A 25,692-nucleotide genomic window follows, 5' to 3' on the forward strand; every position below is an offset into this window, starting at 1 on the left:
CATGCTGCACCGCCTGCTGCCGCATCCCTGGCTCAGCCTGATCCTGCTGCTGATGTGGCTGATGCTGGCCAACAGCATCGCCCCCGGGCATTGGCTGCTGGGCGCGCTGCTCGGCTGGGCCATCGGCCGGCTGGCCGACCGCTGGCTGGTGCTAAGCGCGTTCCGGCTGTCGCGTCCCGACCTGATCCTGCGCCTGAGCATCCATGTGCTGATCGACATCGTCATGGCCAATATCGAAGTGGCGATCCTGGTGCTGGGCCGCACCGCGCGGTTGCGGCCGGCCTTTATCGTGGTGCCGCTGGATGTGGAGCACGAACTGGCCACCACGGCGCTGATCAGCATCGTCTCGCTGAGCCCCGGCACGCTGTGCGCCGAACTGAGCGACGACCGGCGCGCGCTGCTGGTCCATGTGCTCGACCTGGAAGAAGAAGCGGCGCTGGTCGAACGCATCAAGTCGCGCTATGAAATCCCGCTGAAGGAGATCTTCCAATGCTTGCCATCGTGATACCGGTGTGCCTGGTCATCCTCGGGCTGGCCTTCCTGCTGACCTTTGCGCGGCTGCTGCGCGGGCCCAGCCTGCCGGACCGCATCGTGGCGCTCGATACGCTCAATATCAATGCCATCGCGCTGATCGTGCTGCTGGGCATCAGGCTCGATTCGGCGATGTTCTTCGAGGCGGCGCTGCTGATCGCGGTGATGGGCTTCGTCGGCACGGTGGCGCTGGCCAAGTACCTGCAGCGCGGCGACATCATCGAATACTGAGGAGCCATGCCCATGCTGCATCCCGTTGCGGAGTTCGTTGTCTGCGCGCTGCTTGTGACCGGCAGCGTATTCATGCTGGTGGGGGCGATCGGGCTGTTCCGCCTGCCGGATTTCTTCATGCGGCTGCACGGGCCCACCAAGTCGACCACGCTGGGCGTGGGCGGGGTGGTGCTGGCGTCGGTGGCGTATTTCAGCTTCCGCGGCAATGCCAGCCTGCATGAGCTGCTGGTGACCGCATTTCTGTTCCTGACCGCGCCGATCAGTGCGCACATGCTGTCCAAGGCCGCGCTGCAGCGCCAGCTGCCGGTGGACCCGCGCACGCGCGGCAGCGGCTGGATGCCGCGCATCCGCGACTGAGGGCCTTCAGGCGTTCTGCAGCAGGCGCATCAGGCGCTGCGCGTCGAACGGCGCCTTGACCTTCTTGTCATTGTCGAAATAGCAATAGACGTCGCGGTGCGCCGCCTTGCGCGGGCGCCTGGGCGAGATCCGCTGCGCATCGGCCGGTTCATGGCCGCTGGCCCATTTTTCCAGCCGCGCGGCCCAGCGGTGCAGCGCCTTGTCGGAGTAGCTGCCACCGTACAGCGTCTGGCTGCCGTGCAGCCGCAGGTAGAGGAAATTGCTGGTGATGTCTTCGGCGTAGGGCCAGTCGGCGACGGCGTCGGAGATCACCAGCGCCACGCGGTGGCGTCGCAGCAGCGCCGGGAATTCGGGCGTGCAGAAGCTGTCGTGCCGGATCTCCACCGCGTGCCGGATCCGGCGACGGCGCCGCGTCTCGCACCAGGGTTGTTTGACCCGGCTGTCATGCTCGCGCGCCAGTTCGCGCGCGCTTTGGGTGTCATGCGGCAGCAGGGCAAGGAAGCGCTCCATCCGCTCGGGATCGAAGGCAAAGCTGGGCGGAAACTGCCACAGCATCGGGCCCAGCTTTTCCTCCAGCGCCAGCACGCCGGACGCCAGAAAGTTGGCCATGGCCGGGCGCGCCTTGTCGTCGCGGACGCGCAGCATGTGCGTCAGGTAGCGCGATCCCTTGACGCTGAAGACAAAATCGTCGGGCGTGGCGTCGTACCACGCGCGATAGCTGCGCAACGTCTGCAGCGCGTAGTGCGAGCCGTTGATCTCGATGGAATCGACCGCGCGCGAGGCGAACTCCAGCTCGCGCCGTTGCGCCAGCCCCTTGGGATAGAACACGCCGCGCCACCCGTCGTAGCGCCAGCCCGAGATGCCGATCCGGATCATTGCCTTGCCTGCGAGTGCCCTGTATTTTTTCCAATATGCACGCCACGCACGGCGCGCAGGCCTTGCCAACGCCTACAGGAGGAAAGGTTCCATGACTGCCACGCAAGTTTCGCGCCTTGATGCCTGCGCCTACCTGCTGCACCTGCTGCTGCAGCGCGCCGAGGCCAGCCAGCCCGGCTTCCTGGAAGACCTGATCCGGGGCGTTGCCGCCGACCGCGCCGCCATGCCCGAGGTGCCGGACCGGGAACACGCGCTGCCGGTATTCGACGAAGTACTGCGCATGCTCGAATTCGCCAACGCACAGATGAAGGAAGCGCAGGCACTGGGACGGCCCTGACACGTTGCGCCACGGCAGGCAGCGCCGTCTGGTTTACTTTCGCGGCCAGGTGTCCTACACACACTGAGGCAATCCCGGCTTCCAGCGCGCCGGGCAAGGGGACTTCCATGGCTTTGCCGAATGCCGACCAGCCGAATGCCGACCACCCGAATTTCGGCCACCCGAATTTCGACCACATTTTTGCGGGTGCGATCCCCGACGTATACGCGTCGATGATGGTGCCGATGATCTTTGCGCCCTATGCCGCCGACCTGGCCGAACGCATCGCCGCGCTGCAACCGCGCCGGGTGCTGGAACTGGCTGCCGGCACCGGCGTGCTCACGCGCGAACTGGCGCGCCGGCTCGCGCCCGACGCCATCATCGTCGCCACCGACCTCAATGCGCCGATGCTGGCGCGGGCCCAGGCCGAGGGCACGGAGCGCCCCGTGACCTGGCGGGAGGCCGATGCGATGGCGCTGCCGTTCGGCGATGCCAGCTTCGACCTGGTGGCTTGCCAGTTCGGCGTGATGTTCTTCCCGGACAAGACCAAGGCCTTCGCCGAGGCGCGCCGCGTGCTGGTGCCGGGCGGGACGCTGGCGTTCAACGTTTGGGACCGGATCGAATTCAACGCCTTTGCCCGCGATGTCACGGCGGCGCTGGCGCGCCTGTTCCCCGAATCGCCGCCGGATTTCATGGTGCGCACGCCACACGGCTATCACAGCCAGGTGGCGATCGAGCAGGACTTGCGCCAGGGCGGCTTTACCGCGCCGCCGCTGTTCGAGACCGTCACCGCCACCAGCCGCGCCGATGACGCCCGCATCCCCGCGGTGGCGTACTGCCAGGGCACGCCGCTGCGCGCGGACCTGGAGCGGCGCGGTCCCGACGCGCTGGCGCGGGCGACCGAGGCGTGCGCACGGGCGTTGGTGGCGGCATATGGGGACGGTCCGGTCTCCGGCCCGATGCAGGCGCACGTGGTGATGGCCGGCGCCGGCGCGTGACGGATGTCCGGGCATGGCGCCAGCGGCAAGCGCGCCATCGGTCCGCCCGTCAGGCCACGCGCCAGGCCACGCGCCGGGCTGCCGGAAAACGGCTTATTCCCTACACTGGATTGATACGGATCACCGCCCGCAGCACGGAGCCTGGCACACCCGCATGGCGCGCCAGGGAGGGAGCCTCGGATGCAGCCGGACCAGCCAGACCACAAACCCGTGTCGCTTGCCCTGCAGGGCGGCGGCATGCACGGCGCCTTCACCTGGGGCGTGCTCGACCGCCTGCTGGAGGACGGCAGGCTGGTGATCGAAGGCGTCAGCGCCACCAGCGCCGGCGCCATGAACGGCGCGGTGCTGGCCTATGGGCTGCTGCAAGGCGGCAGCGCCGGCGCGCGCGAGGCCTTGCACTCCTTCTGGCTGGCGATCTCGAACTCGGCCCAGCGCTACAGCCCGTTCCGCTGGATGCCCTGGTTCAAGACCGGCCATACGCTGGGGCTGAACCATTCGCCCCTGTACGCCATGGCCGACATTGCGCTGCGCCTGCTATCGCCGTACCAGTTCAATCCCAACAACCTGAACCCGCTGCGCGAAGTGCTCGGCACACAGGTGGACTTCGCCGCGCTGCGCGAGCATTGCCCGATCCAGCTCTACCTGTGCGCGACCAATATCGAGACCGGCCGCATACGCATCTTCCCGCCGGAGGAACTGAGCATCGATGCCGTGCTGGCGTCAGCCTGCGTTCCCACGCTGTTCCAGGCGGTGTGCATCGATGGCCAGTACTACTGGGACGGCGGCTATGTCGGCAACCCGGCGATCTTTCCGCTGATCTACCACTGCCAGACCCGCGACGTGGTCATCGTCCATATCAACCCCATCGTGCGCCGCGGCGTGCCGACCTCGGCGGCGGATATCCTCAACCGCGTCAATGAACTCAGCTTCAACTCATCGCTGATGCGCGAGATGCGCGCCATTGCCTTTGTCACGTCGCTGATCCAGCAGGGCAAGGTGGACGGGCGCGAGATGAAGGAGATGTGGATCCACTCGATCCGCTCCGACGAAACCATGGCGGCGCTCGGCGTGTCGACCAAGTACAACGCCGACTGGGGCTTCCTGTGCGCACTGCGCGACCAGGGCAGGGCGCAGGCCACGGCCTGGCTGGCGCAGCACTACGACAGCGTCGGCCGGCGCTCCAGCATCGACATCAGCGGCGAATTCCTGTGACGCCGGGAGGGCCCGGCTGCGCCAGCCGCCACGCCAGGTTGCCGCGCGCGCGCGCCTCGTAGCGCGCGTGGAACAGCTCGGTGTGGAAGATGCGCGGGCTGTCCAGCAGCGCGCGCAGGAAGGCACGCTCGGCGGCGTCGTAGGCCTGGTCGTCGAGGTCGGTGCGCTCGGCGCGCAGGCAGGCGCCGTTATGGCGGAAGCGCCTCCGGCCGCAGCCCAGCGCGGCCAGGTCGATATCCGCGGTAAAGCGGCCCGCCGTGCTGGCAGGAATGCCGTCGTGGACGGTTTCCAGCACCAGTGCGGCGATCCGGCCGGCCGTGGCCATGCCGGTCCCCCATTGCCGGATCCAGCCGGCGCTGCGCGCCTCGTTGTCGGTCGCACCGGGCACATAGATCACGTCATGGCACCACAGCGCCAGTTCCACCGCATCGGCATCGGCCGTGTCGATGGTGCTGCGTGCCCAGTCCAGGTCGCGCAGGCAGCGGCGGATGTGGTCGAGGGTGTGGTAATGGCGGCCCGGCTCGCCATAGCGGCCGGCAAGGTCGGCATAGGCGTCGCGCGCATGCGCGCCGCCCGCGCGCATCCACACGGCATGGAAGCGGTCCTCGAGCTGGCGGGCCTGGAGCGGAGTCATTGGCGCACAGGGGTTGTGGTGTCGCTGGCAGTGCCGGATACTTCGCCTTCCAGCTGCGCCAGCAACGCTGCGGCCTCCTGCTGGTCGGCGGTGTCGGCGCCTTCGGTCAGCGGGGCCAGGTACCGGGCCAGCGTCTCGCGCGCCATTTCGGCCTTGCCTTGCGCGCGCCACAGCCTGGCCAGGCTGCGCGCGGCGCGCAGCGCCAGCAGCCGGGCGCCTTGCTCGCCGGCGATGCCGAGCGCCCGGTGGAAGCAGGCTTCCGCTTCCTCGAGTCCGGGCGGCTGCATCCGGCACAGCATGTCGCCGCGCAGCCGCCACAGCGTGGCTTCGTCCAGCCGCTCGCCGGTCTTTTCCGCCAGCGCCAGCCCGCGCGCTATCGCTTCCTGCGCGGCTTCCGGCTGTCCGGCCTTGCAACAGGCATCGGCCAGCAGCGACAGCAGGTTGGGCGTGCCGAGCACGGCGCCGGTGCCCTCGTAGGAAGCCAGGCCATGGCGGATCCGGGCGATCCCCGCCTCGGCCTCGCCAAGTTCGGCCATCGCCCAGCCTTGCACGACGGTTCCCCACGCGAGGTAGATCGGGAAACCCTGTTCGCCCGAAATCGCGATTGCTGCCTCCGCATACTCGCGTGCCAGCTTCGCTTCGCGCCGGCACTGGTGCACTTCCGCGGCGAAGACCAGGCACAACGCCAGGTTGTAGGCATCGGGCCGCGCGCGCGCCATCACCAGTGCTTCCTGGCACAGCGCGCGGGCATGGTCGGGACAGCCGAGGTACCACAGGATCCAGCCCAGCGTGCTGGTCGCGTGCACGGCCGGATCGCGCCCGTAGCCCATCAGGAAGTCGTAAGCCTGCGAATCGGGGTGGGGCAGGCCGATCACCGTCTCCATATGCGAGCGCGCGGCGTCGAGCTTGCCCAGCCGGAACAGCGTGGCGCCCAGCACGCGATGGCCTTCGGCCAGTTGCTTGGGCCGCTGCGACTGCAGCGCCAGGCCGAGCAGCCGCTTGCCCAGCGGCAGCGCCACCTGGTATTGCGCGCGCAGCTGGTAGAAGGCCCACAGGCCGAGCTGCGCGGAAAAGACGTAGGGGGTCTGACGGCCCTGTTCGCACAGCGCCAGCGCGCGCCGGTAGTTGGCCTCGACTTCCTGCGACGCCTGCCCGCGCGCGGCCATCAGCGCCGGTCCCAGCGTCAGCAGCAGCGTCAGTTCCTGGCGCGCGCGCTCGGCGGTATCGGGCTGGCGCTTGAGCAGCTCGATGGCGGCGCTCAGGTGCCGGATCGCCTCGGCCTGCGCCGAGCGCTGCAGCGCCTGCTGGCCGGCGCAGTGCAGGTATTCGACCGCCTTGGGCACATTGCCGCTGAGGCTGTAGTGGTGCGCCAGCTCGCTGCAATAGTCCTTGAGCCGGCCCTGGAACAAGTCTTCGATCGCCCGCGCCGTGGCTTCATGCAAGGCGCTGCGGCGTTCGGTCAGCAGCGAGTTGCCCGCGACTTCCTGGGTCAGCGCGTGCTTGAAGACGTACTCGACCTCCGGGAATGCCGGGCGTTCATGGATGAAGTCCGCGGCCTGCAGGTCGGCCAGCAGCGGATGCAGCCTGTCGTCCTCGAGCCCCGCCACGCGCAGCACCAGGCTTTGCGGGAATTCCTTGCCGATCACCGCCAGCGTCTGCAGCAGTTCTTTCTGCGCCAGCGGCAGCCGGTCGATACGCGCGGCCAGCACGCCCTGGACCGTGGTCGGGATATGGAGCAGGGCCGGCGCCTGCTCGATGCGGTAGCAGCCGGGCTGGCCCAGCAGCGCGCCTTCCTCGGACAAGGTCTGGACCACTTCCTCCATGAAGAACGGGTTGCCTTCGGTCTTGTCGAGGATCAGCCGCTTCAGCGGCACCAGGCTCTGGTCGTCGCCCAGCAAAGCGGTCAGCAGGCCCTGCGCCTCGGCCGGGCCCAGCGGCTGCAGCCGCAGCTGCGAGTAATGCGGCCCCGCGTCCCAGCGATGGGTGTATTCGGGCCGGTAGTTGACCAGCAGCACCATGCGCGCGGCGGGCACATGGTCGACCATCATGTTGAGGAAGGCTTCGGTCTCGCCGTCGAGCCATTGCAGGTCTTCGAAGATCAGCATCAGCGGCTGGTTGACGCTCTCGCGCACCAGCAGCCGGGCGATCGCGTCAAAGGTGCGCTGGCGCCGGATCGACGGATCCATGGTCGGCAGCGGCGAACCCGGTTCGGTGGTGCCGAGCAGGTAGAGCAGGTAGGGCAGGTTATCTTCCAGCGAACGGTCGAGCGTCAGCAGCCGGCCCGTCACCTTCTCGCGGCAGGCGCGGTCGCCGTCCTGCGCGGTGATCTGGAAGTAGTTCTTCAGCAGTTCGATCAGCGGCAGGTAGGCAAAGGCCTTGCCGTGCGAGACCGAGAACGTCTCCAGCGCCAGGCAGCCCTGTTGCGAGCGGGTCTTGAACTCATGGAACAACCGCGACTTGCCGACGCCCGCTTCGCCGACCACGGCGACAATGCGCCCGCTGCCCGCCTTGGCGTGCTCCAGCGCCTCATTCAGATGCTCCAGTTCCTGCTGGCGCCCGACGAAGCGCGCCAGCCCGCGGTGCGCCGCCACCTGCAGCCGCGTGCGCAACGCGCCCAGGCCCACCACCTCGTACACCGCCAGCGGCTCGCGCACGCCCTTGACATGGGTGGTGCCCAGCGCCGTGAACTCGAAATAGCCCTCGGCGAGCTTGTGTGTGGATTCGCTGACCAGGATCGATGCCGGGGTGGCAATCCCTTCCATGCGCGAGGCAATGTGGATAGTGTGGCCGACCGGATCGTAATCGGTATGCAGGTCGTCCTTGCGGATCGATCGCACCACCACCTCGCCGGTATGGATGCCGATGCGGATCTGGAGCGGGATGCCTTGCTCCAGCCGGACCCGGTCGCTGTGGCGATGCATCGCGCCCTGCATCCGCAGCGCGGCGTACAACGCGCGCAGGGCATGGTCCTCGTGCGCGATCGGCGCGCCGAACAGCGCCAGGATGCCGTCGCCGAGGAACTTGGCGACATAGCCTTCGTAGTGGTGGACCGCCTCCATCATCAGCGTCACGACCGGGTCAATCAGGCGGCGCGAGTCTTCCGGGTCCATGTCCTGCGTCAGCGCGGTCGAGCCGGCCATGTCAGCGAACAGGGCGGTGATGGTCTTGCGCTCGCCGGCGGCCTCGCCGCGGGCTTCCATCGCGGCCTGTTCGGCCAGGATGCGCTCGGCGAGGTGGGGCGGGGTGTAGTGCACGGGGGCGGTCGCCGGCGGCCGGGGCGGCTGGGGCGGCTGGGGCGCGGGTTGGGGCGCAGGTCGCGGCGCGGCTGTATCGCCGAGGGAAACACCGCAGGCGCGGCAGAACTTGGCCGCTGGCGTGGCTTCAGCGCCACACTGTGGGCAAATGCGGGCAAGCCTTGCCCCGCACTCCTCGCAGAAGTTGGCGCCCGCAAGGTTCGCGAAGCCGCAATGCGTGCAGCGCATTTCGCCTCCTGACCGGACCGGGTCATGCCGACCCGCCTGTTCAGACTATTAGAGGCAGATTTGGGCGGCGTGGCAAGGTGAGGGCGGTGGTGGCGCGGTGGTGGCGATACAGGGCCGGCTTCGGCACAATGCAGGGCCAGCCATGTGCCGCGGGCACGGTATCCGCTTGAGGAGAACCGCCATGAAAAAGAGCGAAGCGCAGGACAGCAGCCAGGACAGCATTCCGGCTTCCGAGCTGATCGATGCCAGGATCCGCGAGCTCGGCGACTGGCGCGGCCAGATGCTCGGCCGGCTGCGCGCGCTGGTCAGGGAAGCCGACCCCGAAGTCGTCGAGGAATGGAAATGGCGCGGCGTCCCGGTCTGGTCGCACGACGGCATCATTTGCACCGGCGAGACCTACAAGAACGTCGTCAAGATGACCTTCGCCAGGGGCGCGGCGCTGGACGATCCCGCCGGCCTGTTCAACGCCAGCCTGGAGGGCAACACCCGGCGCGCCATCGATTTCCAGGAAGGCGACAAGATCGACGAGAAAGCGCTGAAGACACTGGTCCGCGCCGCCGTGGCGCTGAACCAGTCCACGCGCAGGCGCTAGCCTCAGGCAGCAAGGCGCCGCTGCTGCCGGCGCATGCCGTCGAAGATCGCATCGGCCAGGTCCAGGGGGAATTCCGGCGGCAGCGCGGAAGCGGCGGCGTCGATGGCCCGGCCGGTCTGCGACACGACCTCGTCGAGCATCGACCCGACGTCGTCGGGCGAGAAGCCGATGCGCTGTCCCTGGGCAAACCAGTGTCGCCGCTGGATCTCCTGGATGGCGTAGTGCGAATTCTTGCCGTGCAACGCCATCGCCAGCCGGGCCCGTTGCGGCGCCACCTGGTTCTTGCCCCTGCCGATGATCGGATGCGCCGACAGGATGTCGTACAGCGGCGTCGCCTCATAGCGGCTGCCCGGCAGATGGCTGATGCTGAAGTTCTTGCCATGGCCATCGGTGGCGGCAAGCAGCCAGAAGACGATCTGCGCAAGGAAGAAGTTGCGGCGATCGGCCAGCGCCGAGCGCGAGCCGGAGAGGATGTCGGCGATCTGCTGGATGCCGGGCCCGCCGTCCGACTCGTACTTCTGCAATGCCGACGTCCCGGTGGCCTGGCACATGTCTTCCTGCGGCAGGCGCAGCAGCCAGGAACCGTCGGCCGAAGGCTTGCGGTCGAAGCGTTCGACCACCAGTGCCTTGACATCCCCGAAGCGCGCGATCTCGCAGGCAGCGACCGGCAGGCCAAAGGCGGCGACGATCCTGGCGCAGAGCCATTCGTTTTCCACCGAGGTCCGCATGTCGGCGCGCATATTGCCCACCAGTCCCATCGGCAGCTTGAAGATATGCGTGGTAGGCGTACTGCCTTGCGGCAACAGCCAGTGCCCGCCCCAGCGCAGCAGCGCGGTCTTCTCCTGCGCGCCGGCGATGGACAGGCGCAGGTCATCGATGGGCTCGCGCAGCCCGAGCACGGGCTCGGCCGTGGCCTCATGCAGCAGGGTGGCGATCTCGGTCTCCGACAGCGGGCGGCCCTGGACGCGCTTCAACGCCGTCGGTGCCTCCTGCGGCGGCAGCATCTGGAGGGCGCCGGCACAGTCGCGGCCGAGCTTGGCCAGCAGCGCGAAGGCGTCGGTCCCGCCGGTCCGGTACCGGGCCGCGATGCGCCGCCTGATGGCATCGCTGTCGGGCAGCAGGTTGTCGAAATAGTTGGCGACGACGGGCCCGCGGTGTGGCTGGTTGCCCGGCGTAAAGGGCAATGACAGGGACAGCGGCCGGCCTTGCGGGTCGGCAATCCAGTCCTCGCGATAGGCCAGCCGGTCGCCGGCGGGCGTGGTTTCCCAGTGACCCACCGGCAACCCGTTCATCCACAGATCGAGACGCCTCGCCTGCGTGCCGCGCGCCATGGCTACCAATCCTCCCGCTGTGGCCTGGTGCTCTTGCGGGCGGCGCGGCTTGCCTTGCCGCCAGCGGGCTTTTTCGGCTGTTCCGTTGTTGCCTTGCGGGCAGCCTTGCTTGCCGGCAGGGAGGCGGGACTTGTCTCTTGCACAGGTTCCGGCTGCACTTGGGGCACCTGGGACACCTGGGTATCCGGGGCAGGGGACAGCACCATCTCCACGCCGAGCACGCGCAGTGCCTTGAACAGCCGCTCGACGCTGGCCGCGGCGGGGTTGGCTTCCAGCTCGGCGTAGGTCTGCTGCCTGACGCCCAGGTAAGCCGCCATCCTGGCCTGCGTCAGGCCCCTGGACTTCCTGAAGCCCTGCAGGATCGGCCGCAGCTGGGTGAGGGTATGGATGGGATATTGCATGGCGCCGCCTGCCGTCCCGGATGGCAGGCCATGAGTTGCTGATGATGTACAGGATATAGCCTGTTTTGATGTTTTACAAGCTGTAGCCTGTATCTTGAAAATACAGGATTTGACCTGTGTATTGTGAAAACAGGGAATCGCCTGTGTGGCCCCAGGGGTAGAACCCACGCACGGCGTTATCGCCGGACAAAAAAAACGCCAACCCGTTATGGGTTGGCGTTTTGCCTGGGGTATGACTGGTATCAGAACTGGTTCATGGTGTTGTCTTTACCCGCCGCTTTCAGGGCCGCTTCGCCGCTGAAATACTCCTTGTGGTCGTCACCGATGTCCGAGCCGGACATGTTCTGGTGCTTGACGCAGGCGATGCCCTGACGGATTTCCTTGCGCTGCACGCCAGCCACATAACCCAGCATGCCCTGGTCGCCGAAGTATTCCTTGGCCAGGTTGTCGGTCGACAGTGCGGCGGTGTGGTAGGTCGGCAGCGTGATGAGGTGGTGGAAAATGCCGGCTTCGCGCGACGCGTCTGCCTGGAAGGTGCGGATCTTTTCGTCGGCGAGCTTCGCCAGTTCGCTGTCATCGTATTCCACGCTCATCAGCTGGCTGCGATCGTAGGCCGACACATCCTTGCCCGCGGCCTTCATCGCGTCATACGCCTGCTGGCGGAAGTTCAGGGTCCAGTTGAACGACGGGCTGTTGTTGTAAACCAGCTTGGCGTTCGGGATGACCTTGCGAATCTCGCTGACCATGCCGCCGATCTGGGCGATATGCGGCTTTTCGGTTTCGATCCACAGCAGGTCGGCGCCGTTCTGCAGGGCGGTGACGCAATCCAGCACGCAGCGCGCTTCGCCCGTGCCGGCGCGGAACTGGAACAGGTTGCTCGGCAGGCGCTTGGGACGCAGCAGCTTGCCGTCGCGCTTGATGATGACATCACCGTTGCCCAGTTGGTCGGCCGACAGTTCGTCGCAATCGAGGAAGGAGTTGTATTGGTCGCCCAGGTCGCCCGGCGTGTGGGTCACGGCGATCTGCTTGGTCAGGCCGGCACCCAGCGAGTCGGTACGGGCCACGATGATGCCGTCGTCCACGCCCAGTTCCAGGAAGGCGTAGCGGATGGCGCGGATCTTGGCCAGGAAGTCCTCGTGCGGCACGGTGACTTTGCCATCCTGGTGGCCGCATTGCTTCTCGTCGGACACCTGGTTCTCGATCTGGATGCAGCATGCACCCGCTTCGATGAACTGCTTGGCCAGCAGGTAAGTGGCTTCGGCGTTGCCGAAACCCGCGTCGATGTCGGCGATGATGGGCACGACGTGGGTGACGTGATTGTCGATTTTCGCCTGGATGGCGGCCTTGGCAGCGCCTTGGGCAGCATCCAGCTCGCGGAACAGGCCGCCCAGTTCACGGGCGTCGGCCTGGCGCAGGAAGGTGTACAGCTCGCGGATCAACGCGCTGACAGAGGTCTTTTCGTGCATCGACTGGTCCGGCAGCGGGCCGAACTCGGAGCGCAGCGCGGCCACCATCCAGCCGGACAGGTACAGGTAGCGGCGCTCGGTGCTGTTGAAGTGCTTCTTGATGGAGATCATCTTCTGCTGGCCGATGAAGCCGTGCCAGCAGCCCAGCGACTGGGTGTACTTGGACGAGTCCGCATCGTAGGCGGCCATGTCGGCGCGCATGATTTTGGCGGTGTACTTGGCGATGTCCAGGCCCGTCTTGAACTTGTTCTGGGCACGCATGCGGGCGGCATACTCGGGATTGATGGCATTCCACGCGCTGCCGTTGTTCTCTTTCAAAGCAGCAACTGCCTTGATGTCGTCTTGATACTGGGCCATGTGAATTTCCTAGGGGTAGGGAGCGTTTGAAAAAATGGTCGAGTGTGCCGCTACGGATGTCGAAGCAAGCAGCGTGGACTTATTGTAGGGCGTACTTGATGCGTTGCGGCAAGGTCTTATATAAGACATAAGAGTTAGTTTTTCTTTATTTTTCAATGAGATAGGAAGTAAATTTTGCGATGTGGAACGGGTTTTCAAGCAACGAAAAGCAATGCTGTGAAAAACTGGCGTGGATTCCATAATGTGAAATCAGCTTTCAGTTCACGCATTCGGGCAACAGTGGCACGCCGCCCAAGTGCGATCTCGCTAGGTCCAAGGTCCCGCCTGTACTTGATGGCATCGGAAAGCAGGTTGAGGAGGAGTTGCGATGTGCAGGAGCCCGGCCAAGGCCGGGTCGAGCGAATGAACGCCACGCTGCAGAACCGGCTGGTCAAGGTTTGCATCGCAGCAGCCCAGCATCGCCATCGGATGCCCGTTTCAGGCGCTATTCGATTTCGTACCGCCCATGCAGAGTAGATGGCCGGAAGACATTGCTTAAAGCGCTTCTGCCAACGTTATCGTAACGATGCCACGCGCTTTATACGGCCCGCTCGATCCTCTCCCAACTCATCGCCCAGCCATACAACGCAATGCATCCGAACACCAGCATCGTTGGCCCGAATACAAACGACAGGAGCGGCATCATCAGCAGCGAACAGGTCACCATCAGATAGACGTGTAGCGCTAGCTGCATCGGCACTGCGATCACCACGAACAAAAGCGTGAGTAGCGTCAGGAATATCTTCTTCGGCCAGGAGAAGTCAAAGATGTAGTAGACCAGCGCATGCCCCCATGGCAACAGGAACAGGAAGCTCGCGCAGGTCTTGACGCCGTTGTCCACATACCTGCTGGCAGTGTACGGAAAACTCTGTGGCGCCACCGCGAAAAACAACAGTGCTGTGGCCTGGATGAACACAGCGAACAGCAGGAAGTACCGCAGTGGCAGGTACTTGTCGCGTATCCGGAGCGCCATCAGGCAGACAACCAGCGTGGCGACCAGCGATACACACCAGGTCAGCACGTCCGGCGCAGGGGCCACGACATCGGTGTAGGGCAGGTTGAAGTCGAACCACGCTACCCGCGTCAGTTGTTCGATGACGCTGCCTTCGATCCCGAGCTTGTCAACCCAGAAGCGCAGCACGGCAGCCCAGAGCCCGCTGATACGGTCGCGCAGCAGCCATTCGCCCAAATTGAATGCCACCGGCACCAGCAGGATAGCCGCAAGGGAGGTGACGGACAGCGTCAGATGGTCCAGCGAGCGATGCCTGGCCAGACAGAGAATGCTCAGGCCGAGGGCGTCGCTTTGGTCGTGTGTGGCTGCAGTGTGGCCGGTAGGTTGTGCCATGGCTAGAACTCCGCGAAGACACCGATTTCCGCTTGCTTGCGCGTGTAGGACGGGTTGTCGTAGTAAATGGCTCGAAGGTTGATGCCGTAGCGCTTGGTGAACCATTTGCGCCACGTCAGCGACACTTCATGACTGTTGAAGTCACTCAGCAGGGCCTGCTCGCCGGTGAGCTGGTAGGCTTCACTACCGCCGTCGTATTTCAGGGTGATGAACTGGTCCTTGTCGCGTCCGTAAGTTACCGCGACGATGCCGCGATTCGAGCGGACATTGCCAGGATCGCTGCGATTGAGCCGTGCGTTAAGCTGGATGATCCACGGCGCGTCAAAATAGTAGATCAGGCCGAGCAGCAAGGTCTTGTCGGTATAGACTTCCTTGGCGCGGTAGTAGGTAAAACCGGCGTTGACCACCAGGTTCTTCTTCTCGAGCAGCTTGCGGAAGATAAGGCCATCGACCCGAACCTCGGGCAGGAAGAAGCCGCCCGCGCTGGTGCCGGCGCTCAGGAAGCCGTACCAGTCCTCGTTGAAGGTGCGGGTATAGCCCAGACCGAAGAATGTACCCTGGTCGCCAAAGTGGCTCTGGTGGCTGATTTCGCCAGTCACGTAATCCTTCGGGGTCAGGTTGACTCCGCCTCGCAGGTACTGGTCGTTCCAGCTGGCATTGTCGCCAGTGAGGTTGGCGTGCCCAAGACCACCTTCGATGAAACCCGTGAGCAAGGGCACGAAGGTCCGGGGAGGGGTGGCTTCAGCCTGCGCGCGAACATCGGTGGTGGCAAGCAGTGCGAGCATGCCCATCAAGGGCAGGGCTTGGGCGCCGTGAATTCTTGTATCCGGGGGTTTCGCCATGGGAATCCTGTGGATTTTCTGATCGATGTCGCCCGGAGGGGCCTGACAGGACCCTCCGGCCCGCAAGCTGCAGACACACCATACACCGCCTCGCGGCGATCGGTCGATAAAGTCCGGCTCATTTTGTCGCCTTCTTGCATGTCTGGTCCGGGGTGAGTCATCGACACCGCAGGCCCGGGGCAGGCGGAGCGATCGCCTGCTCAGGGGTCAGGCGCGATTCGAATGCCAGGTATAGCGCCTCTTCCAACACATTCCAGTGCTTGCCATGGCGGAACTGGATGGAACGCAGGCGCCAGCAAGTGATGGCATCCTTGTCTCCCATCCGGTCAGCTACCAGGGCCACCAGTCCCCAGGGGAAATCAACCTCTGACATCTGCAACCAGGCCCAGCGGTTCTCTTTCATCCACGACTGGTAAGCGACGACATGGGATCGGCCGGCGGGATGGATATCGCCCAGGATGGGGAAGATCTGCGCGACGGCGTCGGGATAGAACTCGAACTGTTCGCGCGGCTGGGTGCTGACGAGGTAGCGGCTAGCGCGCCAGAACACGCGCAGGATGTCCTTGTCCAGCTGCTCGGCCTTGCGCTGCCAGGCAGCGGCGCCCACGGCGTCTCCATGGCGCTGCCGATAGAGGCTGGCCGCCTTGAAGGCGCTTGAGACTTCGACGTTGTCCATCAGCAGGGCCACCGGAAGCCTGGCGGAGATGTGGTAGACGCCGGAGCCCGGGTCGCGCAGCCTGTCCAGGTAGCGGCTGGCCTTGTCGAAGCTGGCCTGCCACGCCGGCGGCATGCCCTTGGGCGGCGCGCTGCGGACCAGCAGTTCCATCCAGGCGGCCATCAGCGCATCGTCGGCGTCGGCCTCCTGGCAGGAGACGAAGCGTTGGCCCCGCTCGCAATAGCGGTCGAAGCGGCCATCGGCTTGCTGGCGCGGCAATAGCCATGCAATCCAGCGGGTCGCAGCAATTCGGGTGGTCATGCCGGCGTCCTGCGCGGCCAGCAGTGCCTTGGCCGCGAAGTAGGGATCGACCGAGTCGCCGGCGAAATAGGTGGTGATCGCCCCGTCGGGACGCTGGTAGTCTGTCAGCGTGAGCTCGACCGCGTCCGCCGGCCGGTGGACGTATGTGGCAAGGGCCAGGAGCAGGACAAGGAGGGTTTTCATGGCAGGTGGGGAGGTTTCATGGGGTGGCCACATCGGCCAGGACTCGTCCTTTCTCCGGGGCGCATGCCGCCCCATAGACCACCGTACCGACCCGTACGCGGAGCACCGGCGCCACCACGGTGGTGCGCTTGTTCGCCGCCCCGATAACGCTGCGCGCCCCCACTTCAATCTCGCGCTCGGCAGCCACCGGCCCGGCGATGGCACACTCGCGGGCAATGGAAATGGCGCCCCCGGCAATCAGTGCGCCGTCAATGCGCACCCGCGGGCCTAGCCAGATGCGGCCGTTTGCCTTGACGCTGCCGATCACGCGCGCGCCGGAGCCGATCCACAAGTCGCCTTGCACGATAAGGTCACCGCGATACAAGGTGCCGGCGGGAAATGTCATATCGTGCGTTACCAGCCAGCGGCCGTCCGAGGGCTCGGAGGGGGGATTCAGCACTTCATGCGCCCAGTCTCCGCCGGGTGGGGCGGTGGCGTCCATGTCGGGCGGCGCGGCCAGGTGACGGCCGCCGAAACCGATTTCCGCCGCGCTGACAGACGTGAATTCGCAGTCCTCTTCGAGCCGCATGGCGTAGAGGGCGGAGAGCGGTCCGAGCAAGCGGCAGCGTGGCTCGACATGGACAGTGCGGGCGTGCGCCCAGCGTTGCACCTCGCTATCGCTGCGCACCAGGATCTCGCCTTCGGACAGCAGGACCTGCATGCGATTCCTTCGGCCCGTGGAGATGCCACGCCGGCCGTAGATGTCCCTTGAAAACGTATAGCCGTCAGGAAGCACCAGTGAGCCGCTGGTGACAATGGTTCGCGCACAAGTGCCGATGAACGCCTCCGCCGCCGTGGGCATGAAGGTGCCTGTCACCTGCACCAGGGGCCGCAATGCGTTGGCTGAGTAAAGTCGGCCACGCAAGCCTTGCCTTGCCCCCCCCCGCCCGACCATCGCACGAAAGTCCGCGGCGACGGCCGCGACATCCAGCGTGTGTTCGCTATCGATTGCCAGCGGCCGTACATCGAGCCGGCGTCGCCATTCAAGCACTGCGGGTATCAGCGGCAATCCGAAGAGCAGCATGGTGAGGATGCTAAGCAGCAGGGCCCACATGTTCAGCTCCTTGGGCGATAACGCGTGGTCTTGTCCCACCGCAACTCGCGGCGGAGCACATAGTCGAAGGCGAGCTGACCAAGAATGGCGCGCGACACGGTCAGCATGCTGACGAGGAAGCCGAAGTAGTTCATCGGCAGCAGGCGGATGCGCTCGCGGCTGCCGTCCAGATACACGGCGGCGGCGATTTCGAAGAAGGCGGCAAAGTTGCCCAGCGTCCCGTACGACATCAACGCAAACAGGATTACCGCTTCACCGAACAGCGGCAGGCCACCAGCGTAGTACAGCAGGATGGCCAGCAGCCAGCCGAACAACATCAGCGGCGCCATCATGTAGATGCCAAGCAGCGCCACACCGTCGATCTTCTCGAACAAACCGTGGTTGCGGCAGACGGCCATCTTCCAGCCGTGCCGATAGAGCGCCTGGTTGTGGCCCTTGGTCCAGCGCATGATCTGGCGCACCCGCACTGGCCAGGTCTCGGGCACTTCTTCATAGCACTCCGACCAGTTCTGGTAGACAGTCTTCCAGTTGGCCAGCAGCAGCCGGTAAGTCAGGTCGGTGTCTTCGGCCAGTACATCGTCGTGCCAGCCGCCGACGCTGCGTAACGCCCGCATCCTGACGCCGCCGACGGTGCCACCATACTGGGGGACGAGGCTCAGGTTCATGCGGGCCTGCTGGTCGACCTGATAGCCGCCGGAGCGCTCCAGATCGAGCAGCCGCGTCAGCAGGTTGCTACCGAGGTTCAACGGTACGACGCGGCCCATGGTCGCGCCGACTTCGGGGTCGAAGAACGGCGCCACCAGTTGCTTGAGCATGCTTACCGGCGGAAGGTAGTCGGCGTCGAACACGACGATGATGTCGCTGGCCACGGCGTCGCTGGCATCCTTGAGCGCGGCTGCCTTGCCGGGCTTGCCGTTGGCACGGTGAAACGGTGTGATGCGTCCCGGGTACTGCTTCACGAGGTCATCGATGATTTCGCGCGTACAGTCGCTGGATCGGTCGTTGACGGGCATGATGGTAAGCCGGTCGGCCGGATAGTCCGCGTGCAAGAGGCATAGCAGCGAGCCGGCGATCACTGCCTCTTCGTTATGCGCGGCGACCAGCACGGTGAGGCTGGGCCAGTGCGCGACGTCGATGTCCAGGTAAGGATGGCGTTGCCTGCCGAACAAGCGGTTTAGCGTGAACATGTAGTGGCGCACGGCATAGAAGATCACCAGGCCGACGATCAGCAGGAGCATGGCCGTCAGCGGCGGCACGATGGCCTGCACGTCCGCGCGTTCCGGCGGCGGCTCGATCGACGTTGGCTTGGTCAGGGCCGGCGGGCGCAGTGCCGGCGCCGTACCGGCGCGCTCTTCCAACGTGTCGGGCGACGTCATTGCCAGGTCCACCGCTGCGCCGGACGGTGCGACTGCATCGTGCGCAACGAGCCTGGGCAGCGGTTTGGTGGCATCTTCCGGGGTTCCTGGACCCCGGGAGAAAATCTTCCCGTGCTTGGGAACTTCCGTGGCTGCTGCTGCCATGGCGGGCGTCGCAAAAAAGAGCAGCCCGCTCAGTGAAATCACTATGCGATACGTCGCACACATGTCGACGACCTCCTCCGTTGCCTTCTCATCGCAGGGTGTTTATGCCGCGCGCCCGTCCCGGGGGGCAGGCGCGGTGAGTCCCTGTGCCTTTACTGCTTGCCGGCGACAAAGGCCAGCGAGGTCCCTCCCAAGGAAGTGACAATCCAGTTGTTGGTGTCCCATGTCACCAGCGCTAGCCCCTGCGTCACGACAGGTTGTGTGTATGCCGAACGCGGCAGCACCCAGGCCATGTCGGTCATGTCCGTCGGGTGCGTCGCCTGGAAAGCCCATGAATTGCCGTTATCGGTGGCTTGCCAGGCGGTCTGCTGGCGCCGCTGCGCGAACTGCGCCAGCGTATCCATCGTGTACCAGCTGAACTTGCCGTTTGCCTTCACGTTGTCCGCCTTGTTGAAGATGACGTTGAGCGTCCTCGGGTACTGGATGGCGCCCGCCGGATGCATGTAGATCAGCCGGCTGGTGCGATTCTTCGCCACGAAATCGATGAGCTGCCGGTACCAGGTGTTGACGTCGGTCACAGGCACGTTGAATTCCTGGAACTCCTCGAACGTCGCGTTCGGCCCGAACGGCATCACCGGAAAGGCGCGGATCGTGTTGTTCGACAGTACGCCATCGCGATAACTGCGCGTCGGCGCCATCCCGGTGTGACCCAGAAAGTAGTAGCCGGTGTTGCCGTTGGCTTCGATCCAGTTGACCGACCACTGGGGCGTATTCCCTTGCGGCGCGGAGTACTCGACCGCGGCGCGTCCGGCCACGCTTTCCACGCTCTGCTTGTTCAGCATCAGGTACTGCTCGAAGGAGGACTGGTTGGACTCGCTCGCATTGGCACCCCAGTAGTCATGGATCCATCCGCCATGGCTGCCGATCTTGTGCCCCTTCGATTGCAGCGACAGCAATAGATTCTTTGCCGAAGTGTTCTGCGACAGGTTGACGCCCTTGCCGTCGCCGAAGTCGATGTGGTCAGGACCCGCAGTCACGGAAATGGAGAACGGGCTATTGCTATTGTCGAAGGTGCCCCAGGTATTCATTTCCACCGCGGGTGCGATCTGGTCGCCGGCGCAGAGGTGCCAGTTCAGCACAAGCCCGCCAAGCGCCTTGGGCTGCGCGGACAGCCGCGGCATCTTCATCAGGTTGGTGCCGAAATAGCGCAGGAAGCCGTGCATCAGCATGCCGTCGGTCTGGCCCTTAAGGTAAGAGAGCGGCGTGTTGACGAACAGCACCCGCCCCGAGCCGAAATCGCGCAGGCCCGCCACCAGTCCGAAGTTGGGCGACGTGATCAGGGCAGAGCCCGGATAGGTTCCCTGCGTCACGAAGCTCGGATAAATCAGGAAGCCATAGACATAGCCCGAGACGCCTTCAACCGGGTCCGTCGCGCCTGCGTCCCACAGCATCGACTTGCCCGGCGGCACCTGCAGGGTCCGCAGCGTGCTGCCCAAACCGGTGATCGGCCCCACGCCGATCATGTTGCCGAGCAACTGGTCATAGAGGACGTAGTCGACCCCTGCGAGATTGCTGAGCCGGCTTTTCGGGACGGCATAGAAACCTGTGGTGGTGAGCGCGCCGAAGTCGTACACCAGCATCAGGCTGCCGCCCTGCGTGGTGTAGGTTTCGAGGGCGGCGATCAGCGCATCGCTGGCGTTGACGTGCACCTGGTCTGGCAGGATCACGCCGGAAAATTGTGCTGGGGTCGTGCCCTGCTGGAACTGGGTGTCGTTGATAACGGTGATCTTGAGGCCTTCCTCCTGCGCGGCGTCTAGCCATGCCGACACGCGCGGATCGGGAAGGGCAAAGCCATCGGGCACCAGCAGCGCGATCTGGTTGGTCGCGGCGTGCGTCATGGCCGGCACGGTAAGCGCCAGCGCGAATACCATCAGCAGGGCCCGGAGCGCCAGGCAACTGCTTCGCCGCAGAAGCGAATTGGATTTGTTGAACACGGTCTTCTCCCAGCGCGATGTATGTTGATTTGCCTCGCCGTGCATTGCGGCCACCGTGGGGAAAGCCCTTCCGGGCGACCTTTCTGGAGCCGATATGTCGTCAGGCATCATGTGCATGCGTGCGTCAATCCGGCTCGGCACCCGGGGCCGGCGCAAGCGTGTACGTGCCCGACTTCACCTTCGGCCCGGACACGGCCTTCTTTGGCTTGATCGCCTTCAGCTTGTCCTTTTGCTCCTTGTTCTTGCCTTTCCCTTGCGCTTCGTAGGCAAAGTCAATCTGGAAGCTATGGTTGTAGCCCTTCAACCCACCCGGATCCGCCGGACTCGCCGGCAGGTAGAGCGGGGCCTTGGCCGCGGTCGCTGCCGCTTCTTCGGTCAACGCGGCATGCGCAGGCGTCCATGCCAGGGCGACGGCGGCTACCACAACGATGGCTGTAGCGGACGTGCCCGCCGCTGCGACAGTCGTTGCGGTATTCGTTGCAGTACGTAAGCGCTTCATTTGCCTTGTTCCTCCTGCTTGCGGTGGCCATTCGGCTTCGGGGGCGTGGCGCCCGGCCGCCGGCTTCGTTGATGCTTCGCTTGACTACTGGGTGGCGACGTTGACGTTGACCGCTTCATCACCACCTTGCCGGTACGGCTCAGGTGACGCCGCCTGCAGCGCACCGACGATGCGTTCGCTGGCGCGGCCGTCGCCGAACGGGTTGTGCGCGCGCGCCATGCAGGCGTACTCCGTCGGGTCGTTCAGCAAGTGCTCCGCGGCCGCGATGATGCGAGCAGGGTCGGTACCGACCAGCCGAGCGGTACCGGCGGCCACGGCTTCCGGCCGCTCGGTGGTTTCCCGCGTTACCAGCACCGGCTTGCCCAAGGCCGGCGCCTCTTCCTGGATGCCGCCGGAGTCGGTGACGATCAGATAGGCGCGCGACATCAGGAACACAAAGGGCAGGTAGTCCTGCGGATCGATCAGGTGGATGCTGGGGTGCCCGCTCAGGATCGCCTGCACCGGACCCTGCACGCGCGGGTTCAGATGCACCGGATAGACGATCTGGATATCCGGATTGCGGTCCGCCAGCATGCGCAGCGCGCTGAACAGCCGCTCGAATGGTGTACCGAAGTTTTCGCGCCGGTGTCCGGTCACCAGCACCATTCGGCGCGTCTCATCCAGGAATGGGTACCGGCTCGCCAGCCGGCCGCGCATTTCGGCATCGGCGTCCAACCTGGCCTTGACCTGCAGCAGCGCGTCGATGCCGGTGTTGCCGGTCAGGCTGATGCGCGCCGGGTCGACGCCTTCGCGCAGCAAGGCTTCCTGCGCCTGTTGCGTCGGCGCGAAATGCCAGGACGCCATCACGTCGGTCACGCGCCGATTCATTTCTTCCGGCCAAGGAGCGCTGAGATTGCCAGTGCGCAGTCCCGCTTCGACGTGGCCGATCGCGACGTTTCGATAGAAGGCTGCAAGCGTGGCGGCCAGCGTGGTGGTGGTGTCGCCGTGGACAAGCAGGGCCTCAGGCAGGAAACGGTCCAGGACCATGTGCACGCCTGACAGTACGCGTGTCGTGATGTCGGACAGGCTTTGCCCCTGGCTGATGACGTTGAGGTCATAGTCCGGCACGATTTCGAAGAGGCGAAGTACCTGGTCCAGCATCAGACGGTGCTGGCCCGTGACGCAGACCCGCAACTCGAAATGGCTGGATTCCCGAAGCCGGTGAATCAACGGCGCCATCTTGATGGCCTCGGGTCGAGTTCCGAATACAGCAAGGACCTTCATCGGCATGTGATGTCTCTGGGTTACTTCGCCGGTCGGTTGGCGGACGATTTGCCTGGTCAGTCGTCCCGCCCGGCGTTGAACGCAAGGCTGAGCCGCGATGCGTAGACCTGAATCACTTTTTTGTTATGTCGGGATATGCATGCCGCGACATAACCGAGCGATGGTTGTGCCAGTCATTCGTAGCCTGATGAATTCATTACGAATTCTTGGGAGCAACAAACCGTGCCGACGACCGGAGCCGTCTGCATGGTTGCATTTTTGTTACAAGGGAATATCTGGATAGGAATCTAAGACGTTTGCATTGCCGCACGGCAGAGCGGGGCCAAACGTCAAGAGGTGATATCAACGGCGCGAGCTTGCCGCGCATGCCATCACTCACGGGGCATGTCGGGTGTGGGTACCACTACCCAATGTGCCTCAGAATTGTTTCAGAATTCGACCTTTGCAAATCCCAAAGCAGGTCCGCATGGCGTGCCCAAAGGCTGAAAAAACAATGCATGAGCACTCAGGCTAAGGCAAAGCGTGAATAGCTAATGCTACTCGCGTGTGCAGGGATGTCCGCAATCATATCTTTGCGGAGCACAAATCGAGCCCGACGCGGGACGGTCAAGTAGTTTCAAGAATGAAATTTTATGCAAGTTAGTTTTAAAACCTATTAATAACGGACACCGCCCCCGTGGATTGGTTGACGCACGCCGAGCAGTCGAAGAGTCTCGCCAGCGCGTTCGCGTACAGATCACACATATCCGACATACTTAGGCAGAGCGTGGCAGCCTAGATACCGCAGAGAGGGTGCTTTATGCGAGGCCCTCCGCCTAAGTGCCCTACCGTACTCTTGAAATCTGACTTACTGCTTCTATTTCCGGCTCAAGCAGTCGCGACGTCGCGCTGCGTTTCTGTTTGTTTCGGCCGGCAAGGCAGGCGAACGGGAGCGCGCAAGCCCCTTCGCCTCCTTGCGGTTTGAAGGAGATAAGACCATGAGTCACGTAGTTTTCGGTGCCGATCTCTTCAGTGAACTCGACCGCCTGCAAAGGCAGATGGCGGACGTGTTTGGCGGCTTCCCCTCCAGTATCCGCTCCGGGCGCTTCGGCGCTTTCCCGCCGGTGAATATCGGGTCGACGGACGACACCATCGAGATCGTTGCGTTCGCGCCCGGGCTGAAACGGGAAAACCTTGAGGTCTCTATCGACAAGGGGCTACTGACGATCAGTGGGGAGCGCGGTCCTTCCTGTACGGACGACTCGCCGGATAGCAAGCGCTATGCGCGTGAGCGCTTCGTTGGCTCATTCAGGCGCGTCATCGAGCTGCCGCAAAGCGCCGACCCTGACAAGGTTCAGGCCCACTACGCGAACGGCTGCCTGTCGATTAGCGTGGGCAAGAGGGAAGCGTCCAAGGCGCGCGCGATTACCGTCCAGTGAACCGGGGAGAATGCCATGTCAGAGGTGAAACAAGTCGTTGCACAGCCTCAAGGTGCTGTCGCACAAGCCCAGGATGAAAAGGCGGCACCTGCCGTCACGTTGCTCCCGCCGGTCGATATCGTCGAGGATGCGGGCGGCGTTACCTTGTGGGCGGACCTGCCTGGTGTGACCCGCGACCAGCTGGAAGTCAGCGTCCATGACGGGAACCTTCATATCGAGGCGCAGGCAATCGTATCGATGCCCTCGGGCCTGCGGGTACAACACGCTGAAATCCGGCAGCCGCGTTTCGCGAGAGCGTTCTCGCTGAGCCCCGATCTCGATTCGACGAAGATCGAGGCGAATCTGCAGGACGGCGTGCTGAGGCTGACGATTCCACGCCGTGAGGCCGCGCGTCCGCGACGCATCGACGTCAGTGTTTCCTGAGTCCGGGCCGAGATAAGCCAGGGAGAACGCGCCATGCCGCGTAGCGGCTGGAACTAGCCGCCAGCGGCTTGAACTAGACCCGCACTTCTCCTAAGCTTTGGCGCCTGAAGCCGATGCAACGGTCCTCCGCTTGCCATCTTTGGCCCGAGACGGGCCAAGGGTTTTCCAGAGACCGATGCGAGGGATAGCCCAAAGGAGACCATGATGCCAGCCGTCAAGCTCGACCCCACGTACGGAACCCAAGCTGCAGCCTTGGATATCGTCTTTGGCATGACGACGAAGGCCCTGGATGCGCTCCAGAGGCTAAGTGACTTGAGCATGCAGGCCATGAAAGAAACCATCGCCGACAACCAGGAAATAATGCGGCAGGCTTTCGCTGTCAGGGATCCTCAAGAACTCTTTGCGTTGCAGGCCAACTCTGTCGAGTCAGCCGCAGAGAAATCTCGGGTATTCCTGCAGCAGGTACACGAAATCACTGCGGCTACCCGAGACGACTTCCAGAAGGTGGTCGAAGCCCAGTACGAAACGAGCAAGCACAGTTTGCAGGAGATTTTCGACAGGCTCATGCAAAGTGCGCCGGCCGGCTCGAAAGGCGCGCTGGACGCATGGCAGGCGGCCATGCTTTCCGGCGCCACCTTCTGCGAATCCTTGCGGCAATCCACGCGGCAAGCCGTCGAACTGGCGGAAAACCAGGTGGCCAGTGCCGCCGCTGTTGCTGCCAAGGCCGCGCACAAGCCAAACATCCCATCTGCCCGCGCTGCCGCGAAGCGTTAAAGTCTGGTGGGCTTTACGCCATCGTGACGGATGGGAGAAACATGCCAACGACCACCGATCGCTCGGAAGATGACGACATGCAAGATTGGCATCTTCTCCCTTAGTGTTGCGTTGCGATGACCAAGCCAGTCTCATCTCTGGTGGCGCAGCCACTCCGGCAGACGGTCGGCAACCAGACGAGAGCAAGACCGCGAACCAGGAGAAGGGTGGTGAAGGCGACAGTGATGCCGCGAGCCAGTAGCCATTGCACCGGCCGGCTGGTGCGCGTCGTTCCCTGCGGCGGCCGCTAGACGAGCGATGGTCGATGCCACGCAAGCTGCCGCATGGCCTGATGCGCGTCCTGCGGGACCGTTTTAGCGTGAGCAGGCTGAGGGCGGGGCAGGGGGAAGTCATCGACAGCATGCGGCGCCACCTGGCACACTGGGCGCTCTTGGCCCCGCCGCCTCCCATCCAAGACCTGCTGTGCTGGTCTGTGCGCCACTGGCAGGGCATCACGCCGTCATGCTCCGCGAGGTCGTCGAAACCTTATTGGCAGAGCA

Annotated in this window: 24 protein-coding genes and 1 pseudogene; 11 read left to right on the forward strand and 14 right to left on the reverse strand. The window is 64.5% G+C overall.

Going from position 1 to position 25,692, the window contains the following annotated elements; genetic code table 11:
• Position 1: 1 nt before the first annotated feature.
• The 3 genes from IPF36_RS07705 to IPF36_RS07715 are packed head-to-tail and all read left to right on the forward strand — an operon-like array spanning position 2 to position 1,119.
• The gene (locus IPF36_RS07705) at positions 2-505 is read left to right on the forward strand and encodes a Na+/H+ antiporter subunit E (protein ID WP_133096158.1); all 504 of its coding nucleotides are present in this window, start codon (positions 2-4) and stop codon (positions 503-505) included.
• Positions 490-762, forward strand: a complete 273-nt coding sequence (locus IPF36_RS07710; RefSeq protein ID WP_135705261.1) for a K+/H+ antiporter subunit F — start codon at positions 490-492, stop codon at positions 760-762. The genes IPF36_RS07705 and IPF36_RS07710 overlap by 16 nt, the downstream gene beginning before the upstream one ends.
• 12 nt (positions 763-774) lie before the next feature.
• On the forward strand, positions 775-1,119 hold the full coding sequence (locus IPF36_RS07715; RefSeq protein ID WP_133096156.1) for a Na+/H+ antiporter subunit G: 345 nt from the start codon (positions 775-777) through the stop codon (positions 1,117-1,119).
• A 6-nt stretch (positions 1,120-1,125) separates the two neighbouring features.
• Here IPF36_RS07715 and IPF36_RS07720 read toward each other — a convergent pair whose 3' ends face one another.
• Positions 1,126-1,995: a DUF72 domain-containing protein gene (locus tag IPF36_RS07720; RefSeq protein ID WP_135705260.1), complete on the reverse strand. Its 870-nt coding sequence runs from the start codon at positions 1,993-1,995 to the stop codon at positions 1,126-1,128.
• A gap of 91 nt (positions 1,996-2,086) precedes the next feature.
• Here IPF36_RS07720 and IPF36_RS07725 point away from each other — a divergent pair, with 91 nt between their 5' ends.
• The 3 genes from IPF36_RS07725 to IPF36_RS07735 all read left to right on the forward strand — a co-directional run bounded on the left by IPF36_RS07725 (position 2,087) and on the right by IPF36_RS07735 (position 4,521).
• On the forward strand, positions 2,087-2,332 hold the full coding sequence (locus tag IPF36_RS07725) for a hypothetical protein (RefSeq protein ID WP_135705259.1): 246 nt from the start codon (positions 2,087-2,089) through the stop codon (positions 2,330-2,332).
• Between the two features lie 212 nt (positions 2,333-2,544).
• The gene (locus IPF36_RS07730) at positions 2,545-3,309 is read left to right on the forward strand and encodes a class I SAM-dependent methyltransferase (RefSeq protein ID WP_255519707.1); all 765 of its coding nucleotides are present in this window, start codon (positions 2,545-2,547) and stop codon (positions 3,307-3,309) included.
• Between the two features lie 180 nt (positions 3,310-3,489).
• Positions 3,490-4,521 (forward strand): patatin-like phospholipase family protein, encoded by a 1,032-nt coding sequence (locus IPF36_RS07735; RefSeq protein ID WP_133096152.1) that lies wholly within the window; start codon positions 3,490-3,492, stop codon positions 4,519-4,521.
• Here IPF36_RS07735 and IPF36_RS07740 read toward each other — a convergent pair.
• The gene (locus IPF36_RS07740) at positions 4,502-5,155 is read right to left on the reverse strand and encodes a hypothetical protein (RefSeq protein WP_195427685.1); all 654 of its coding nucleotides are present in this window, start codon (positions 5,153-5,155) and stop codon (positions 4,502-4,504) included. The two genes, IPF36_RS07735 and IPF36_RS07740, sit on opposite strands and share 20 nt — an antisense overlap.
• Entirely contained in the window at positions 5,152-8,637 is a 3,486-nt protein-coding gene (locus IPF36_RS07745) for an adenylate/guanylate cyclase domain-containing protein (protein ID WP_135705256.1), read from the reverse strand. Before IPF36_RS07745 ends, IPF36_RS07740 begins: the two co-directional genes overlap by 4 nt.
• Before the next feature lie 181 nt (positions 8,638-8,818).
• Here IPF36_RS07745 and IPF36_RS07750 point away from each other — a divergent pair, with 181 nt between their 5' ends.
• Positions 8,819-9,229, forward strand: coding sequence for a DUF1801 domain-containing protein (locus IPF36_RS07750; protein ID WP_195427686.1), 411 nt, complete (start codon positions 8,819-8,821; stop codon positions 9,227-9,229).
• Positions 9,230-9,231: 2 nt separating this feature from the next.
• Here the strand turns inward: IPF36_RS07750 and IPF36_RS07755 are convergent, their stop codons facing one another.
• The 11 genes from IPF36_RS07755 to wecB form a co-directional block, all read right to left on the reverse strand.
• Positions 9,232-10,560 (reverse strand): type II toxin-antitoxin system HipA family toxin, encoded by a 1,329-nt coding sequence (locus IPF36_RS07755; protein WP_195427687.1) that lies wholly within the window; start codon positions 10,558-10,560, stop codon positions 9,232-9,234.
• A gap of 2 nt (positions 10,561-10,562) precedes the next feature.
• The gene (locus IPF36_RS07760) at positions 10,563-10,961 is read right to left on the reverse strand and encodes a helix-turn-helix transcriptional regulator (protein ID WP_135705253.1); all 399 of its coding nucleotides are present in this window, start codon (positions 10,959-10,961) and stop codon (positions 10,563-10,565) included.
• 242 nt (positions 10,962-11,203) lie between these two features.
• Positions 11,204-12,784, reverse strand: coding sequence for an isocitrate lyase (locus IPF36_RS07765; RefSeq protein WP_133096146.1), 1,581 nt, complete (start codon positions 12,782-12,784; stop codon positions 11,204-11,206).
• Positions 12,785-13,361: 577 nt separating this feature from the next.
• On the reverse strand, positions 13,362-14,168 hold the full coding sequence (locus IPF36_RS07770) for a hypothetical protein (RefSeq protein WP_135705251.1): 807 nt from the start codon (positions 14,166-14,168) through the stop codon (positions 13,362-13,364).
• Between the two features lie 2 nt (positions 14,169-14,170).
• The gene (locus IPF36_RS07775) at positions 14,171-15,010 is read right to left on the reverse strand and encodes a YaiO family outer membrane beta-barrel protein (protein ID WP_135705250.1); all 840 of its coding nucleotides are present in this window, start codon (positions 15,008-15,010) and stop codon (positions 14,171-14,173) included.
• 157 nt (positions 15,011-15,167) lie between these two features.
• Positions 15,168-16,169 carry a hypothetical protein gene (locus IPF36_RS07780; RefSeq protein ID WP_240745971.1) on the reverse strand — a complete coding sequence of 334 codons (1,002 nt, stop codon included), beginning with the start codon at positions 16,167-16,169 and terminating at the stop codon, positions 15,168-15,170.
• A 16-nt stretch (positions 16,170-16,185) separates the two neighbouring features.
• Positions 16,186-17,262, reverse strand: a complete 1,077-nt coding sequence (locus tag IPF36_RS07785) for a hypothetical protein (protein ID WP_195427688.1) — start codon at positions 17,260-17,262, stop codon at positions 16,186-16,188.
• Positions 17,263-17,264: 2 nt separating this feature from the next.
• On the reverse strand, positions 17,265-18,638 hold the full coding sequence (locus IPF36_RS07790) for a glycosyltransferase family 2 protein (RefSeq protein WP_195427689.1): 1,374 nt from the start codon (positions 18,636-18,638) through the stop codon (positions 17,265-17,267).
• Positions 18,639-18,934: 296 nt separating this feature from the next.
• Complete coding sequence (locus tag IPF36_RS07795; RefSeq protein WP_218959515.1) at positions 18,935-20,713, reverse strand: hypothetical protein; 1,779 nt, start codon at positions 20,711-20,713, stop codon at positions 18,935-18,937.
• A gap of 187 nt (positions 20,714-20,900) precedes the next feature.
• Positions 20,901-21,275, reverse strand: a complete 375-nt coding sequence (locus tag IPF36_RS07800; protein WP_135705245.1) for a hypothetical protein — start codon at positions 21,273-21,275, stop codon at positions 20,901-20,903.
• Positions 21,276-21,359: 84 nt separating this feature from the next.
• Complete coding sequence (wecB, locus tag IPF36_RS07805) at positions 21,360-22,544, reverse strand: non-hydrolyzing UDP-N-acetylglucosamine 2-epimerase (RefSeq protein ID WP_195427690.1); 1,185 nt, start codon at positions 22,542-22,544, stop codon at positions 21,360-21,362.
• A gap of 971 nt (positions 22,545-23,515) precedes the next feature.
• On the opposite strand from wecB, the gene IPF36_RS07810 reads away from it, so the two are divergent.
• The 4 genes and pseudogenes from IPF36_RS07810 to IPF36_RS34370 form a co-directional block, all read left to right on the forward strand.
• Positions 23,516-23,956: an Hsp20/alpha crystallin family protein gene (locus tag IPF36_RS07810; protein ID WP_195427691.1), complete on the forward strand. Its 441-nt coding sequence runs from the start codon at positions 23,516-23,518 to the stop codon at positions 23,954-23,956.
• A 15-nt stretch (positions 23,957-23,971) separates the two neighbouring features.
• Positions 23,972-24,379 carry an Hsp20/alpha crystallin family protein gene (locus IPF36_RS07815; RefSeq protein ID WP_135705242.1) on the forward strand — a complete coding sequence of 136 codons (408 nt, stop codon included), beginning with the start codon at positions 23,972-23,974 and terminating at the stop codon, positions 24,377-24,379.
• 201 nt (positions 24,380-24,580) lie between these two features.
• Positions 24,581-25,153: a phasin family protein gene (locus tag IPF36_RS07820; protein WP_255519700.1), complete on the forward strand. Its 573-nt coding sequence runs from the start codon at positions 24,581-24,583 to the stop codon at positions 25,151-25,153.
• A gap of 304 nt (positions 25,154-25,457) precedes the next feature.
• Positions 25,458-25,692 (forward strand): annotated as a pseudogene (locus IPF36_RS34370) (hypothetical protein); the annotation flags it as partial.

This window comes from Cupriavidus sp. IK-TO18 (assembly GCF_015549295.1).
Classification (GTDB): Bacteria; Pseudomonadota; Gammaproteobacteria; order Burkholderiales; family Burkholderiaceae; genus Cupriavidus; species Cupriavidus oxalaticus_A.